The sequence below is a fragment of the Rhizobium sp. Nf11,1 genome, assembly GCF_050587665.1.
Taxonomy (GTDB): domain Bacteria; phylum Pseudomonadota; class Alphaproteobacteria; order Rhizobiales; family Rhizobiaceae; genus Rhizobium.
This window is the reverse complement of sequence record NZ_JBOBHU010000003.1, coordinates 159,006-172,523: the sequence shown is the minus strand read 5'-3', so window position 1 is coordinate 172,523 and position 13,518 is coordinate 159,006. Positions and strand designations below refer to the sequence as shown.

Sequence of the window (13,518 nt, the reverse complement as noted above, 5' to 3'; positions counted from 1 at the left end):
TCCTTCTCTGTCCGCGCGAGCATAATCGCATTCGATGTCGACCTTATATCGCCTGGCCACCGGTCACGACTGATCCCCGAAAGGAATGGATGTTTCCTTTCGGGGCAGGTAAGGGGTAGGCGAGGTGCGCCGAGATTTCAAGCGATCCCCGCTTGACGGTCGCTCTGCGGTTGGCGCTGCCGCAATTCTGCGGCATCAGACGGCCTTCCGGGCAAGCTGGCGCAATCCAGCCAGGGTTATCAGCGCTGCCGCCCCGGTATAGGCCGCCAGCGGCCAGGCTGTGTCGCCGTCGAGCAGAATCACGAACAATGTGCCTGCAGCACCGACCAGCAGGCTTTCGACGCAGAAGTAGAGCGCCACGGCCGTTCCCGCGCTATTGCCGAATGCGGCAAGCGCACCATTGGCCGTAACGGCTGTCGCAAAGACAATGCCGATGGCGATGATCCACATCGGCAGAATGAGGCGGACAAGCGGTTCCTGCAAAAACATCTCTCCCATGGCAAGCATCACCGCACCGACAAGCAGCAGCGCCATGCCTCTTGCGAGGCTGCCTGCGATGCCCCAGCGTGCGACGAAGCGCTTGGCAAGGCGCGCCGTCACAATCATCACCAATGCCACTGAAGCAAAGATGAAGCTGAAGCTGATGCCGGAAAAACCGGCCCGATCGATCAGGATGCGGGGCGCGGTCGAGAAGAAGACGAAGAAGGCTCCCATCGCTGCGCTGAAGCCGGTCGTGTAGATCCAGAAGGGAAAGCTCGCGAGGATCGGACCTATTGCGATGGTTGTCGCCGACGTAACCGGGCGGGTTTCATGCCACCGCATGCCGGCATTGAGAGTTGCAATGATCGACAGCAGGCCGATGACGAGAAAGATGGCTCGCCACCCATAGTGGTCGGCAATCACCGCGCCGACGACCGGCCCGAACGCAGGCACAAGCGATAGCAGCGAACCGAGCAGGCTATAGATCACGCTGCTTTCCGGCCGCTCAGCATAGACGTCGCGCACTGTTGCAAAGGTGGCGACAAGAGCCGCCGAGGCGCCGATCGCCTGCAACAATCGCAAGGCCACGAAGAGAAGTGCGGATGAGGCCCCGGCAAGCAGAAAGGACGCAAGGGCAAATAGTGCCGCCCCGCCGATCAGCACGGGTCGTCGCCCGACCATATCGGAGATCGGACCAAAGACAATCTGGCCGACGCCGAGCACAAGCATATAGAGGCTGAGGGTCAACTGGATGACTTCAGGCGAGGTGCCGAGCGCCTGGGGCATCGTCGGCACAACCGGTAGATAGATGTCCATGGCAAGCGACGCCAGGATGTCGAAAGGAGCCATCAGCAACAAGCTTGCCGGCACGGAATAATTCCACGACGGAATTTTCGGATAAGACATTGGGTAAGATCCGCTCAAATGATTTTCATTCGGCGGCGATCTGTCTTTCATCAGTATCGGATTTGCTGGGACAGATGCCGCAACAACAGCGCAAAGTTGTTGCGGCTTAGTTGTCTGCGGACTTGGTTGTTCCCATGATGCGACCTTGATTGCGGCTCCGCTCGTTTGCGAAGCGTTCTGTCGGATTTCTACCAGCAGAACCGGAGTGCGGCAATGGCGACCGGCGAGGCGATTCCGGAATTCCTCAAACGCCCAAACAAAAAGGCCGGGTTTCCCCGGCCTTCGTAATTCCGTCTGTCCGAAACGATTAACGCTTGGAGAACTGGAAGGAGCGGCGGGCCTTTGCCTTGCCGTACTTTTTGCGCTCGACGACGCGGCTGTCACGGGTCAGGAAGCCGCCCTTCTTCAGTACCGAGCGCAGGCCCGGTTCGAAGTAGGTCAGCGCCTTGGACAGGCCGTGGCGAACAGCGCCGGCCTGGCCGGAAAGACCGCCGCCGGCAACGGTTGCGATGATGTCGAACTGGCCGTCACGGGCAGCTGCGACAATCGGCTGGCGCAGGATCATCTGCAGCACCGGACGGGCGAAGTAAGCCGTGAAGTCCTTGCCGTTGACGATGATCTTGCCGGAGCCGGCCTTGACCCAAACGCGGGCGACGGCGTCCTTGCGCTTGCCGGTCGCGTAGGAGCGGCCGAGCGAATCGACCTTGCGGACGTGGGCCGGAGCGGCAGCTTCGGAAGACGTGCCGAGATCCTTCAGGGAGGAGAGGTCAGCCATGATCAGGCGCTCCTTACGTTCTTTTTGTTGAGCGCGGCAACGTCGAGGGCGACCGGCTGCTGGGCTTCATGGGGATGGTTGGGACCGGCGTAAACGCGAAGGTTCTTCATCTGGCGACGGCCGAGCGGGCCGCGCGGAACCATGCGTTCGACGGCCTTTTCGAGGACGCGCTCGGGGAAGCGGCCTTCAATGATCTGACGTGCGGTGCGCTCCTTGATGCCGCCGGCATAACCGGTGTGCCAGTAGTACACCTTGTCGGAATACTTCTTGCCGGTGAAAACCACCTTGTCGGCATTGATGACGATGACGTTGTCGCCGTCGTCAACATGGGGCGTGAAGGTTGCCTTGTGCTTGCCGCGCAGGCGCATAGCGATGATGGAAGCGAGACGGCCAACGACCAGCCCTTCGGCGTCGATGATCACCCACTTCTTCTCCACCTCTGCAGGCTTCTGTGAGAAGGTTGCCATGTCAATACTCTCTTTTAGGACCCTTGGCCCGAGGGCTTTAAGGGCGTTTCTTGTTGCTTGGATTGGCAAGCGCGAACCTGCCAAAAAGAAAGCAGCCCGGACAGGCTGCGTTCTGTCGCGGTGTATAAAGGCAATGTGACACAGGGTCAATATCGGCTTTCGCGACGGCCGGAAAAAAGAACAAGTGAAAACAAACGTTTAGCAATGTGGTGTTGTGATACCCCACAATCGGGCTGAATATTTGCCCGTTTAACGTTTTCAGCGTTGCCCCGCCGTCGGTCGAAAACCATCGCTAATCCTCAAAGGAACGCAGGCTTTTTATCATTTCCCGGAGGCCGCGTGTCAGATGTTTGTCCCGGCGAAGAACCATGGCGAGGCGGCGTGTCAGCTTCGGCTGCAGCGACGATGTCGTCAGCAGACCGGCGCGGTCGCGCTTCACCGCTAACCCCGGCAGGATCGACCAGCCGAGTCCGACGGCCACCAGTTCCTTGATCGCTTCGATACTGCCGAACTCCATCGCCGGTCGGATCCTGATATCCGGGGCGGCGAGCCACGCGTCGATTGCCCGCCTCGTATTGCCGCCCTCGTAAAGCAGCAGCGTCCTGTCGCGCATGAAGGCCGGGTCCGGTCCACCCTTGGGCACGGGGCTGCCCGCGGGGGCGACAGCCAGCAATTCCTCTTCGTAGAAGGGTTCGATCTCGAAGTTCCGTCCCGATGCCGGCAGGGCCACAACGGCAATGTCGAGGCTGTTGGCTTCCAGATCGCGCAGGATATCGTCGGCATTGCCGATCGAGACGGTGATTTCGAGGCCAGGCATGGACTGCCGGGCGGCGGCGATGGCGCGGGGAAGCAGATGGATCGATGCCGTGCCGCCGCTGCCGATGCGCACCCGGCCGCTGGCGCCATCCCTGTGGGGCATCATCGCTTCTTCCGCCGCGGCTGCCTGCTGAAGCAGACGCCTTGCATGCGAAAGCAGGTCGATGCCCGCCGCCGTCGGTTGCGCCCGCCGCCCGACTCGCTCGATCAGCCTGACACCGAGCCGCTGTTCGAGCCCCTTGATCTGCAGGCTGACGGCCGGCTGCGTCACGCCTTCCTTGTCGGCCGCAGCCGTAAAGCTGCCGAGGTCGGCGACATTGATGAAGGTCGAAAGCTGATCGAGATTGAGGAGCATGCCAAAGAAATCCTTATGCATATAATAATACCCATAAGCTTCTTTCGCTGCGTCTTACAGCGCATCTTTCGTCCGTCAGGAAAGGATGAAGGATGACCGTGGAATTCGACGAAAGCTTGGAGATACCTCTCAGCGCCCTTCGGCTGAAACGCCGCGAGAGGGCGCGCTGGGGCAGGCGGCTGCTGGCGGCCATAGAGTGTCGGCTCGAAAAGCGTCGCAGCCGCCGCAAGCTGTCGGAACTCACGGATGACGAGCTTCGCGATATCGGTCTGACCCCTGCGCAGGCGAAGGCAGAGCGATCGAAATCATGGTTCTGGTTTTGACTGCGACGGCGTATCCTGCTCGAAATGGCCGGCGCCGTGTGGCAGAACGGCTGTGTGGAAATCGAGCGCAGGGAGCAGCATCATGGCTGAAATCGTATCCTTCCGAAAGGAAGCGGACAGGACCGACGGATTGTTGCTCCGCTCGTTGCGCGACGGCGTGCTGCGGCTCATTCTTAACGACCCGCCGGCTAATGCGCTGTCGATCGCGCTTCTCCAAGCGCTGATGGCCGAGCTCGAAAAGGCGGAGGCGGATCTGGATGTGCGCGTCGTCGTCATCGCCTCGACCGGCGCCGTTTTTTCCGCCGGCCACGACCTTAAGGAACTCACGGCTCATCGCGTCGACGAAGATCAGGGCGCTGCTTTCTTCGAGAAAAGCTTCAGGCTCTGCGCCGATTTGATGCTGAAGATCGCGCATCTGCCAAAACCTGTCATCGCCGAGGTCGATGGGCTTGCAACGGCTGCGGGCTGTCAGCTCGTCGCATCCTGCGATCTGGCGATCTGCACCGACACTTCGACGTTCTGCACGCCGGGCGTCAATATCGGCCTGTTCTGTTCGACGCCGATGGTGGCCGTTTCCCGTGCCGCGCATCGTAAGCAGGCTATGGAGATGCTCTTGACCGGTGAGACGATCGACGCCTCGACCGCCAAGGATTTCGGCCTCGTCAACCGCATCGTGCCGAAGCAGTATCTTGCGCAGGTCGTTTCCAAATATGCCGCCGTGATTGCCGGCAAATCGCCACTGATCCTGAAAATCGGCAAGGAAGCGTTTTATCGGCAGCTCGAACTGCCGGTGGAGGCGGCCTATGATTATGCCGCTATGGTGATGGTGGACAACATGCTGACGCAGGACGCGCAGGAAGGGATCGGCGCCTTTCTCGGCAAGCGCAAGCCGGAATGGAAGGGCGAATGATTAGGCGAGTTTCAGAACCAGCACGCCGACCGCGATGACGACGCCGGCGACGTAACGCCAGATGCCGGCTTTTTCCTTGAAGACGGCAACGGAGAGCACCAGCGCAAAGAGGATCGAAGTTTCCCGCAGTGCGGCAACGGTCGCTACCGGCGCCTTCGTCATCGCCCAAAGTGCCAGCCCATAGGATGCAATCGATCCCGCGCCGCCGATCAGGCCGCGCCACCAGTTGCGGCGAACGTGATGCAACACCGTCAAGCTGCCGCGCTGGGATGCCGCCCAGGCAAACAGCAGTATCGGCGGCAGCAGCGACATCCACAACGTATAGGAAACCGCATTGCTTGAAAGGCGTGCGCCGATGCCGTCGACAAAAGTATAGCTGGCGATGACGAACGCATTGGCAATCGAGAAGGCGACCGCATGGCCGCTGCTGCGCCGAGTCTCCAGGGCGAGCGTCAGGACGCCGGCTGAAATCGTCATGATGCCGGCAAGAGCGGCGCCGGAAAGATGTTCGCGCAGGACGATGCCGCTTGTCGCGGCGACCAGCAACGGTGCGCAACCACGCATCAGCGGATAGACGAGGCCGATATCACCGGCTCGGTAAGCGGCGGCAACCAGCTGGAAATAGGCGAACTGCAGGATGGCCGAGGCGCCGATGAACGGCCAAGCCGCGCTTTGCGGCAACGGCAGAAATGCCAGAAACGGCAACGCGGACACTGCGCCGCCGGCCGAAATCAACGCCGCATCCAGGGATTTATCGCTGCCCGCTTTGACAATCGCGTTCCATGTCGCATGCAGCAACGCACCGAACAGAACGAGCAGGATGACGTCGAGAGGCAAGGGATAAATCCGGTGCTGCGGAAGAAGGCGAAGCGCCTCGCCCCGACGGGGCAGAATTCTGGAAAGACAACTGATATTTGCACGAAAATGCATTGCCGCGGTCGCGGATGCGTTCTCGGCTCCATTATCATCCTTTCAATATGCAAACAATGGCAGGGTATGACGACAAGTTTTACGTGCGCGCGATATGCGTTCAATCCACGCGATCTTCTCAACTATGAGATGTTTCTAATGGACGAGAGAACATATAGTGACCTTATGGGGAATGGAAAGGGAAAACAATTGAGGGAATTCCATGGCGGATCTTTCTATGCTGCTGAAATACAGATATTCTTCTATAACTTTGATATACGCGAAAAAAGAAGCTTCAGATTGTATGTTCTCGGAGAAATCGCATCGCGCGATTGAACTGGAAGCCTGGTTGCAAGCGCGGAAGGCGATCGACGCCTGCAAGGGTTGCGGCGGCGGGGAGGTCAGAGCTGATGATGCGGAACGAAGAGCATCCCGTCAAGGTTGTCTAGGCTTTGGCAGTTCAGAACCGGGCAGCGTGGATCGTCCTTTGTCGGGATATGGGTCCATTCCGCATAATCGGTCGCGTCACAAATAATTGCTGTTGCGCACGTAGCGATCATAAAGCGGCAGCCCGCGGGGAGATTGGTAGCGGAAGATCACGGCGCCCTGATTGTGGATGGCCGCCCGCACGCCGGCGCAGCTCATGCTGAGTGGATTGTAGCGCGAGATCGCTGCTGCCGGTGATGCGGCGAGCACAAGCATGAGGGCAAGAGCAATTTTTCTCATTGAATCATCCTCAGAGCCATTCAACTCCTATATACGCAAACACCTGCAGCCGGTTCTGCCGAAATGCAAAAAATGCCGGCAGGCTCGAAGGCGCTGCCGGAATGGAGAAACGGAAATGGATCACGACGCCTACACGGATGATTATCTCGCCGGAATCCTGCAGTCGGTAAAGACCATCGCGCTGACCGGTGCCTCGCCCAATCCGGCCCGGCCGAGCAACGGCGTCATGGGCTATCTGCTGTCGCGCGGCTATGAGGTCATACCGGTCAATCCGGGGCAGGCGGGCAAACAGATCCACGGCCGCACCGTCTACGCCCGGCTTGCCGACGTTCCGGTGCCGATCGATATGATTGATGTCTTTCGCGCCGCCGAATATCTCGATGGGGTCGTTGAGGAGGCGTTGGTGCTGAGGCCGTTGCCGAAGGTGATCTGGGCTCAGCTTGGCGTCCGCAACGATACCGCGGCGGCAAAGGCGGAGGCTGCCGGCATTAAAGTGGTGATGAACCGCTGCCCGGCGATCGAATATCCTCGTCTCATTGCCTGAGCTGGGCTGTCCTGAGACCGATTTTTCCCCGAACGCCCAAGGGTTGAAACGGATCGCGATTAACTTTCGTCGGCGACAAGCTATGATCCTGCCCCGTGAGCAACAATTCGGAGGGCGACATGGCTAAGAACGATCCTGGATTCAACACCTTGGCGGTCCACGCAGGCGCACAGCCGGATCCGGCGACCGGCGCACGAGTGACGCCGATCTACCAGACGACCGCTTTTGTCTTCAACGATTCCGATCATGCCGCCGCCCTCTTCGGCCTGCAGGATTTTGGTAATATCTACACCCGCATCATGAACCCGACGCAGGCCGTGCTCGAGGAACGCGTCGCCGCGCTCGAGGGCGGTACGGCGGCCCTTGCCGTCGCCTCCGGCCACGCGGCGCAGATGATCGTCTTCCACACCATCATGCGCCCGGGCGAAAATTTCATCGCCGCCCGCAAGCTCTATGGCGGCTCGATCAATCAGTTCGGCCATGCTTTCGAGAATTTCGGCTGGCAGGTGCGATGGGCCGATTCCGCCGATCCGGCGAGCTTCGAAAGTCAGATCGACGACAAGACCCGCGGCATCTTTATCGAAAGCCTTGCCAATCCGGGCGGCACCTTCGTCGATATCGCCGCCATTGCCGACGTCGCGCATCGCCACGGCCTGCCGCTGATCGTCGACAACACGCTGGCAACGCCCTATCTCATCCGTCCGATCGAGCACGGCGCCGATATCGTCGTGCACTCGTTGACCAAATTTCTCGGCGGCCACGGCAATTCCATGGGCGGCCTTATCGTCGACGGCGGGACCTTCGACTGGTCGAAGTCAGGCAATTACCCGATGCTGTCGAGCCCGCGGCCGGAATATAACGGCATGGTTCTGCACGCGACTTTCGGCAATTTCGCCTTCGCGATCGCTGCCCGCGTGCTCGGCCTGCGCGACCTCGGCCCGGCGATTTCGCCCTTCAATGCCTTCCTGATCCTCACCGGCATCGAAACACTGCCGCTCAGGATGCAGCGCCACAGCGACAATGCCATCGCCGTCGCCCGGTGGCTGAAGGCGCACAGCAAGATCGCCTGGGTGAATTATGCCGGCCTCGAAGACGATCCGAACCATGCCATGCAGCAGCGTTATTCGCCGAAGGGCGCAGGCTCTGTCTTCACCTTCGGCGTCCGGGGCGGTTATGAGGCTGGTAAGGCGCTGGTCGAAGGAGTTGAGCTCTTCTCCCATCTTGCCAATATCGGCGACACCCGCTCGCTCGTCATTCATCCGGCCTCGACGACGCACCGGCAACTGAGCGACGAGCAGAAGATCGCCGCCGGTGCCGGACCCGACGTGGTGCGGCTTTCCATAGGCATTGAAGACGTCAAGGACATCATCGCCGATCTAGAGCAGGCGCTCTCGAAGATCTGATTGTCCTGGCTGCCGTGGCCTCGCTTTTGCGCGTCAGTCGACATCACCGACACCCCGGAATAGCTGGCGCAGGGGCTGGCCGATCTGCTGCGCGATGTGAGACCAATCGCCCTCAGGGCAGCAGCCCGCAACTACTCGTTTCCTCCAACAAGGCCTGGTCAATCAGTCTGATTGTGGTCACAAACGCTTTCAACTATGCCTTCCCGAACACAAGGGCGGAAGCGTTGAGATTACGCCGGCCATGGAAGGACCAGACATAATTATTGCAATGGAGGACAATGGGGCGGGCTGCCCAGCAACGGAAAGCAAAGCCGCTCCAGAACTTCGCTTTCGGAATATCGATCCGCAAAGTCGCTTCCCGATAGGATATGGACAGTAACGTGGTATTGGGTGCCGTTACTCTCTTTTTCGTATTCGAAATGACCCACTGGCTTCGTGACCGCCGAGCCAATTATTCCGGCTTCTTCGAAAGCTTCGCGCTCGGCGGTCTGAGCACTGGCCTCGCCATCCTCGATCGTGCCTTTGGGAATCCCCCAGTCACCTGTGTGTTTGCTCCGCACAAGCACTAGAGGCGTTTCGTCCGCCCTAGCCATCAGGCAAACTCCCGCAGCCTGGTACACGGTCCGCCGCGGCGCCGTTGTACGTACCGTTGTTTCGCGCTCAAGCAATATAGTGTCAGCCGATTTCCTGCGTCGCGGTGATGGGACAGCTCTACGTCACAAACATGTCATATAGCAAGGCGGATAAGCGGCGGCGAACCGGCGGTGACCACAATACCGGTCGGAAAGTTCCCGCTTGGTGACGCGTTACCCGTTCATCTCTTCCCGGTCCTGCATCCTATCACGCACGTTCTCCGGGCCCGCGATCAAAGCGGCGATCGCCGTCGCCTTCTCCCGATCACCGTAGCCGGCCACATAGCCCTCCAACAGGACGCTTCTGCCGACCATGCTTACAGAGATGGACGAGCTTTCCAGGTCTGGTTCCGCTGACACCGCGGCCTGCACGCTCGCAAGCTGATCGTAGGCTAGGCTTTCAGGCTCAAAGCTCATGGCAGTCCTCCTTCGTGATACGAAGGAAACAGCGAACTGGTAATTTGGTTCGCGATAGGGACTTAGGTCCGAGAAGCCATGCCGGAAGGCGTACCGCCATCATGAAGGTAGGTCTCGACAGCTTCTGGAAAGGCAGCGCAGGAGCGGAACATCGCCCCTGTTATGCCGGTTAGCCCCGCAAACATTGGCGCTAGCTATCGTTCGTACTGGGTCTTCGACCTGCCCAATAACGGCCCTGTCGCTTACGTCGGTCCCACCAGCCGGCCTCGACGACAGGTTGGATGAACGTACATCATCTATAACTTCGCACCTGCGGTAATTGTCATACGATTTAAAACGCTAAATAAATACAAAAATCAGTTGCTTACTTGAAATTTCTCGACTACGTTTTTTGGCGAGAAGTTCCGAAATATCGGCGCTTGTTGCCGCTGCGCAGCGATCGTTTGACCTCGCTTGAGGGAGGATCATGACTTTGTTTGTCCGACTTCGTTTCTTCGCGGTGGTGCAGCGAATGCGTGATCTCGTCTCGATCCGATACCGACCTACGACGACAATCTGACGCGTCGTAAACCCTTTGTTCCACTTTTCTAAGATGGTGCTCCCGTGTGGCGCGCCCGAGGTTTGTTATGCAAAAGCAAGCTGTCGTATTCAATGGTCAGGAAGTCGGGATCGCGGTCCCCGTGGAAAACCGCCTCAAATTCATCGCTGTCCGCTTCAATGTCATCGATTTGGACAACAGGCTCTTCGACACGGTTACTGAAATCCGGCGCGCCATTACACAGCATCTGGCCTCCAGCGGTCGTGCGATCATCTCGCACTGAATGGCAGGAGATATTCTTCAACGTCACGGCACAAATGGGATTGCAGGCTCACTTGTAAAGCCCTGCAAAGCTGCCGCGTTTCAACTTGTGAGGAGATGAGGAATGTTGATCACGAGCGTCCAAGAAACAGAATGGGCCGTGCTCTCGCTGTCCGTTCAATCTTGGTTTAGGCACTACAAGGCCAAACCGGACGACAAGACATCGGAAATGATCTGCAGCGCGGCAATCGACCTTTTCAATCGCGGCCATCGCACCCAGGAGGAACTCACCAGTATATTAATCGCGCGGTTCCCCCTGATCGCGCCTGCGCCCGCAGCCCTTCATTAATCGCTCCGAGGCAATGGGAACATCGCGAATCTCAGCGCACTCGAAATCCGATACGAGGCCAGTGACAAAGTCTAATAGGCGATAGATGGTGCTTCTCTGATTGGCGGAGTTAGGTCACGCGACTTGTTCGTATTTTGGCGGGTCGCCTCAGTTCTTGACCGAGGGCCTCCAGCGCCTGCTCACGTGACGATGGTGCTGCGGTAGTCCCAGAGTTCGCGCAATAGCCTCGCGACCGAAGACGCCGGCGCGCTCGATGAACGATCTAAGGCGTTTCGCCTTTGAAGTGCCGCGTCCGTTGAAGAGGCGGCTCTCGCTCGCCTTCGCGGCGGACGTCGTAATGTCGGCCCGACGATCTTTGGAATACGACCGACGCTACCTTGCTCATACCTTTTGCTGACTGCGGTGAATGGAGCAATCATGCCTCTCGTCATTCTCACTGGCGCATCGGGGGCCGGAAAAACGACAATCGCCGAAGCTATTGAGCGGCTGCATGGGCAAGAGATCGACGTCTTTTACCAGGACCGCATCGGCGTTCCGCCCGTCGAGGAGATGGTTGATCAATTCGGCTCTGTAGAAGGATGGCAGAGAGAGGCCACTTTCGCATGGATGGCGCGACTGTCGCCGCTCCTGGCAGAAGGGAGTAGCGTCCTATTCGAGGGGCAGTCGCGTTTTTCCTTTCTGGCCGAAGCCGCCGAACGTGCCGGGATCGGTTCGCATTCCTTTATCTTGATCGATTGCGACGACGAGACCCGAGCCAGGCGCCTTTCGATTGATCGAGGCCAGCCTGATCTGTCAAATCCGGATATGATGAACTGGGCCGCCTTCCTACGGCATGAAGCACAGACATACGGATGCGAAATTCTCGACACATCGAACCTGACGGTGGAACAGGGAGTTGAACGTGTCCTTTGCGAATTGCGGCGGCAGCGTGTTTGATCTGGACCAGGCAGTTGAAGTTTGGCCGTTCCAGTGCGGCGTTCGTCCGCTTGTTCTGCTAAAAGCATAGAGAGGGAGGCCCAGTTGCACCTGACTTTGGAGTTGTTTGTCCAAACGCCTCAGACATCGATTGATTTCTACCAGCGAGTTCTGGGCTTTGAAGTCGAGGGCTCGACGAGCACGGAATATACGATGTTGAGAAACGGCGACGCCGTCATCGCGATCAATTCCCGAAGCGTCCTTTCGAGCGATCATCCGTTACGCGGCGAAATCGGCGACAGGGTCGGCCTCGGCGTCGAGATCGTCTTGAAGGTTACTGATGTCGAGGATGCCTATCGCAAGGCGAAAGAGAGCGGCTGGCCACTTTCCGCCCTCGCCATGCGGCCTTGGGGACTGCGCGACTTTCGCCTTGTCGATCCCGACGGCTATTATGTCAGAGTGACCAGCACCCACAGGAACTGCCTGGAATATCATGGCGGTTATGGGCTTCGTGCCAAACGCTGAGCGGCTGCGCTTCGGTGGCGACCAGTTGCAAATCGGTCGGATCAATTGCTGCCCTCGTGATCAGCGCGTCTCATGTCGCCGAGCCTCAGGGCGCTCGGATAGGAGGTCCTTGAGACCCCTTTTCTTTAGTTCCAGCTACTTCACGTTGAAGCAGTTTTATTGCTCAGTTTTCAATTCCAAATTTCAGAAAACAAGCGTATGTTGCGCGGTTAGGATTGCAGTAACCATGCCTTGAGGGGTCGGGGACGATGTGCTGGAATACATCATCGGCATTCACGCCGGTCGCGCTTGCTTTGCGCGGTCCGGCAACACGCAAGATCGTCCGGACGCTCGGCGACGCGGCACATCTCCTGATCAACGATTGGCCTTCTGATGACGGCGAGGAATACGTCGCTGCCGTAAAAGCCTGTGTCGATGCAATTACCGGCAAAATTAGCCCGGAACGATTCCGCGAGGCGCTTCTGCTTGCAGCCGATGAAGCGGGTATCGCTGCTCTGACAATTGTCCCCCTCGGGGTGACAGAGCGGCGACCGGACCTGCGCTCGGCCGCGCCAAGATAGCCCCTCTTTCAAGCGGCTCCTATCATTGCGTCAGATACGACCGCTGCCAAGGCAGGCAAAATTCTGACAAACTGAAAGCACCGCCGCCAATTCCAACCCGCCATCTTCACAAATGCCGCTCAAGGTGATGGGCAAAGGGCTCAGTTCCCAAGCGCAGTCAATGCCCTGTGCGACGAGAGACAAATTGCAAAGATTTCGAACATTCGCGCGCAGACGTTTGCCGCGAAAGACACTGACGGCGGAGGATTCATGATGGTTGCGGCGAATTTCATCACCTTCAACATCGATGGCGTCGAACCCGAGTTCGGCGCCCCGGAGCCCGCTCGGGTCGTCTCCGGCGATCCGCAATTTCGCACCTGGAATCTGGAAGAGACCGACGGCGGTCTTTATTCCGGCATCTGGGAGGCAACACCCGGCAAATGGCGGATCGTCTACGAGGAGTGGGAATATTTCAGCCTGCTGTCAGGCTATTCGATCGTCACGCAGGACGGCGGGGAGCCGGTGCATCTGAAGCCGGGCGACCGGATGATCTTGAGGCCGGGCTTCAAGGGAACCTGGGAAGTCGTTGAAACGACTCGCAAGGACTATGTAATCAAAGTCTGAACAGCGGCTGCGAGCCGGCTTTGGCGATGACGTTCTGTCCCGGTTTGCGGCGAGTATCGTGCATTTCCCCCGAAATAACCGCTTCCCTTTTGCGGATAGAAGGC

Annotated in this window: 17 protein-coding genes and 1 pseudogene; 10 read left to right on the top strand and 8 right to left on the bottom strand. The window is 58.8% G+C overall.

Annotation, left to right across the window (positions count from 1 at the left end; genetic code table 11):
• Positions 1 to 195 precede the first annotated feature (195 nt).
• The 4 genes from cml to ACQ7C1_RS06395 all read right to left on the bottom strand — a co-directional run bounded on the left by cml (position 196) and on the right by ACQ7C1_RS06395 (position 3,799).
• On the bottom strand, positions 196 to 1,386 hold the full coding sequence (cml, locus tag ACQ7C1_RS06410; protein ID WP_430957695.1) for a CmlA/FloR family chloramphenicol efflux MFS transporter: 1,191 nt from the start codon (positions 1,384 to 1,386) through the stop codon (positions 196 to 198).
• A 307-nt stretch (positions 1,387 to 1,693) separates the two neighbouring features.
• The gene (gene rpsI / locus ACQ7C1_RS06405; protein ID WP_011424897.1) at positions 1,694 to 2,161 is read right to left on the bottom strand and encodes a 30S ribosomal protein S9; all 468 of its coding nucleotides are present in this window, start codon (positions 2,159 to 2,161) and stop codon (positions 1,694 to 1,696) included.
• A 2-nt stretch (positions 2,162 to 2,163) separates the two neighbouring features.
• Complete coding sequence (gene rplM, locus ACQ7C1_RS06400; protein WP_011424898.1) at positions 2,164 to 2,628, bottom strand: 50S ribosomal protein L13; 465 nt, start codon at positions 2,626 to 2,628, stop codon at positions 2,164 to 2,166.
• A gap of 292 nt (positions 2,629 to 2,920) precedes the next feature.
• Complete coding sequence (locus ACQ7C1_RS06395) at positions 2,921 to 3,799, bottom strand: LysR family transcriptional regulator (RefSeq protein ID WP_430957694.1); 879 nt, start codon at positions 3,797 to 3,799, stop codon at positions 2,921 to 2,923.
• 92 nt (positions 3,800 to 3,891) lie between these two features.
• On the opposite strand from ACQ7C1_RS06395, the gene ACQ7C1_RS06390 reads away from it, so the two are divergent.
• Entirely contained in the window at positions 3,892 to 4,122 is a 231-nt protein-coding gene (locus ACQ7C1_RS06390) for a DUF1127 domain-containing protein (RefSeq protein WP_085777752.1), read from the top strand.
• Between the two features lie 82 nt (positions 4,123 to 4,204).
• Positions 4,205 to 5,032 (top strand): enoyl-CoA hydratase, encoded by an 828-nt coding sequence (locus tag ACQ7C1_RS06385; protein ID WP_097598390.1) that lies wholly within the window; start codon positions 4,205 to 4,207, stop codon positions 5,030 to 5,032.
• On the opposite strand, the gene ACQ7C1_RS06380 is transcribed toward ACQ7C1_RS06385, so the two are convergent.
• Both ACQ7C1_RS06380 and ACQ7C1_RS06375 read right to left on the bottom strand, forming a co-directional pair.
• Positions 5,033 to 5,869: an EamA family transporter gene (locus ACQ7C1_RS06380; protein WP_430957693.1), complete on the bottom strand. Its 837-nt coding sequence runs from the start codon at positions 5,867 to 5,869 to the stop codon at positions 5,033 to 5,035. It abuts the gene before it with no gap.
• Between the two features lie 473 nt (positions 5,870 to 6,342).
• Positions 6,343 to 6,667: pseudogene (locus ACQ7C1_RS06375) on the bottom strand (hypothetical protein).
• A 115-nt stretch (positions 6,668 to 6,782) separates the two neighbouring features.
• On the opposite strand from ACQ7C1_RS06375, the gene ACQ7C1_RS06370 reads away from it, so the two are divergent.
• A complete protein-coding gene (locus tag ACQ7C1_RS06370) occupies positions 6,783 to 7,211 on the top strand; it encodes a CoA-binding protein (protein WP_430957692.1) in 429 nt (142 codons plus the stop codon).
• A gap of 119 nt (positions 7,212 to 7,330) precedes the next feature.
• Positions 7,331 to 8,614 (top strand): O-acetylhomoserine aminocarboxypropyltransferase, encoded by a 1,284-nt coding sequence (locus tag ACQ7C1_RS06365; RefSeq protein ID WP_430957691.1) that lies wholly within the window; start codon positions 7,331 to 7,333, stop codon positions 8,612 to 8,614.
• Between the two features lie 260 nt (positions 8,615 to 8,874).
• Here the strand turns inward: ACQ7C1_RS06365 and ACQ7C1_RS06360 are convergent, their stop codons facing one another.
• Positions 8,875 to 9,234, bottom strand: a complete 360-nt coding sequence (locus ACQ7C1_RS06360) for an NUDIX hydrolase (protein WP_430957872.1) — start codon at positions 9,232 to 9,234, stop codon at positions 8,875 to 8,877.
• A gap of 186 nt (positions 9,235 to 9,420) precedes the next feature.
• On the bottom strand, positions 9,421 to 9,663 hold the full coding sequence (locus tag ACQ7C1_RS06355) for a BON domain-containing protein (protein ID WP_430957690.1): 243 nt from the start codon (positions 9,661 to 9,663) through the stop codon (positions 9,421 to 9,423).
• A 626-nt stretch (positions 9,664 to 10,289) separates the two neighbouring features.
• On the opposite strand from ACQ7C1_RS06355, the gene ACQ7C1_RS06350 reads away from it, so the two are divergent.
• The 6 genes from ACQ7C1_RS06350 (at position 10,290) to ACQ7C1_RS06325 (ending at position 13,414) form a co-directional block, all read left to right on the top strand.
• The gene (locus ACQ7C1_RS06350; RefSeq protein WP_064711990.1) at positions 10,290 to 10,484 is read left to right on the top strand and encodes a hypothetical protein; all 195 of its coding nucleotides are present in this window, start codon (positions 10,290 to 10,292) and stop codon (positions 10,482 to 10,484) included.
• Between the two features lie 102 nt (positions 10,485 to 10,586).
• Positions 10,587 to 10,811 (top strand): hypothetical protein, encoded by a 225-nt coding sequence (locus ACQ7C1_RS06345; RefSeq protein ID WP_085777758.1) that lies wholly within the window; start codon positions 10,587 to 10,589, stop codon positions 10,809 to 10,811.
• Positions 10,812 to 11,228: 417 nt separating this feature from the next.
• The gene (locus ACQ7C1_RS06340) at positions 11,229 to 11,747 is read left to right on the top strand and encodes an AAA family ATPase (RefSeq protein WP_430957689.1); all 519 of its coding nucleotides are present in this window, start codon (positions 11,229 to 11,231) and stop codon (positions 11,745 to 11,747) included.
• Positions 11,748 to 11,831: 84 nt separating this feature from the next.
• Positions 11,832 to 12,251: a VOC family protein gene (locus ACQ7C1_RS06335; protein WP_430957688.1), complete on the top strand. Its 420-nt coding sequence runs from the start codon at positions 11,832 to 11,834 to the stop codon at positions 12,249 to 12,251.
• A 248-nt stretch (positions 12,252 to 12,499) separates the two neighbouring features.
• Complete coding sequence (locus ACQ7C1_RS06330) at positions 12,500 to 12,811, top strand: DUF982 domain-containing protein (RefSeq protein ID WP_430957687.1); 312 nt, start codon at positions 12,500 to 12,502, stop codon at positions 12,809 to 12,811.
• 249 nt (positions 12,812 to 13,060) lie between these two features.
• Complete coding sequence (locus tag ACQ7C1_RS06325; protein WP_430957686.1) at positions 13,061 to 13,414, top strand: cupin domain-containing protein; 354 nt, start codon at positions 13,061 to 13,063, stop codon at positions 13,412 to 13,414.
• The last annotated feature ends 104 nt before the right edge of the window (positions 13,415 to 13,518 follow it).

What these genes read in the sequence shown, in the direction of transcription:
- cml (WP_430957695.1), bottom strand. Translation starts at nt 1,386, where the DNA reads ATGTCTTATCCGAAAATTCCGTCGTGGAATTATTCCGTGCCGGCAAGC.
- rpsI (WP_011424897.1), bottom strand. Translation starts at nt 2,161, where the DNA reads ATGGCTGACCTCTCCTCCCTGAAGGATCTCGGCACGTCTTCCGAAGCT.
- rplM (WP_011424898.1), bottom strand. Translation starts at nt 2,628, where the DNA reads ATGGCAACCTTCTCACAGAAGCCTGCAGAGGTGGAGAAGAAGTGGGTG.
- ACQ7C1_RS06395 (WP_430957694.1), bottom strand. Translation starts at nt 3,799, where the DNA reads ATGCTCCTCAATCTCGATCAGCTTTCGACCTTCATCAATGTCGCCGAC.
- ACQ7C1_RS06390 (WP_085777752.1), top strand. Translation starts at nt 3,892, where the DNA reads ATGACCGTGGAATTCGACGAAAGCTTGGAGATACCTCTCAGCGCCCTT.
- ACQ7C1_RS06385 (WP_097598390.1), top strand. Translation starts at nt 4,205, where the DNA reads ATGGCTGAAATCGTATCCTTCCGAAAGGAAGCGGACAGGACCGACGGA.
- ACQ7C1_RS06370 (WP_430957692.1), top strand. Translation starts at nt 6,783, where the DNA reads ATGGATCACGACGCCTACACGGATGATTATCTCGCCGGAATCCTGCAG.
- ACQ7C1_RS06365 (WP_430957691.1), top strand. Translation starts at nt 7,331, where the DNA reads ATGGCTAAGAACGATCCTGGATTCAACACCTTGGCGGTCCACGCAGGC.
- ACQ7C1_RS06355 (WP_430957690.1), bottom strand. Translation starts at nt 9,663, where the DNA reads ATGAGCTTTGAGCCTGAAAGCCTAGCCTACGATCAGCTTGCGAGCGTG.
- ACQ7C1_RS06350 (WP_064711990.1), top strand. Translation starts at nt 10,290, where the DNA reads ATGCAAAAGCAAGCTGTCGTATTCAATGGTCAGGAAGTCGGGATCGCG.
- ACQ7C1_RS06345 (WP_085777758.1), top strand. Translation starts at nt 10,587, where the DNA reads ATGTTGATCACGAGCGTCCAAGAAACAGAATGGGCCGTGCTCTCGCTG.
- ACQ7C1_RS06340 (WP_430957689.1), top strand. Translation starts at nt 11,229, where the DNA reads ATGCCTCTCGTCATTCTCACTGGCGCATCGGGGGCCGGAAAAACGACA.
- ACQ7C1_RS06330 (WP_430957687.1), top strand. Translation starts at nt 12,500, where the DNA reads ATGTGCTGGAATACATCATCGGCATTCACGCCGGTCGCGCTTGCTTTG.
- ACQ7C1_RS06325 (WP_430957686.1), top strand. Translation starts at nt 13,061, where the DNA reads ATGATGGTTGCGGCGAATTTCATCACCTTCAACATCGATGGCGTCGAA.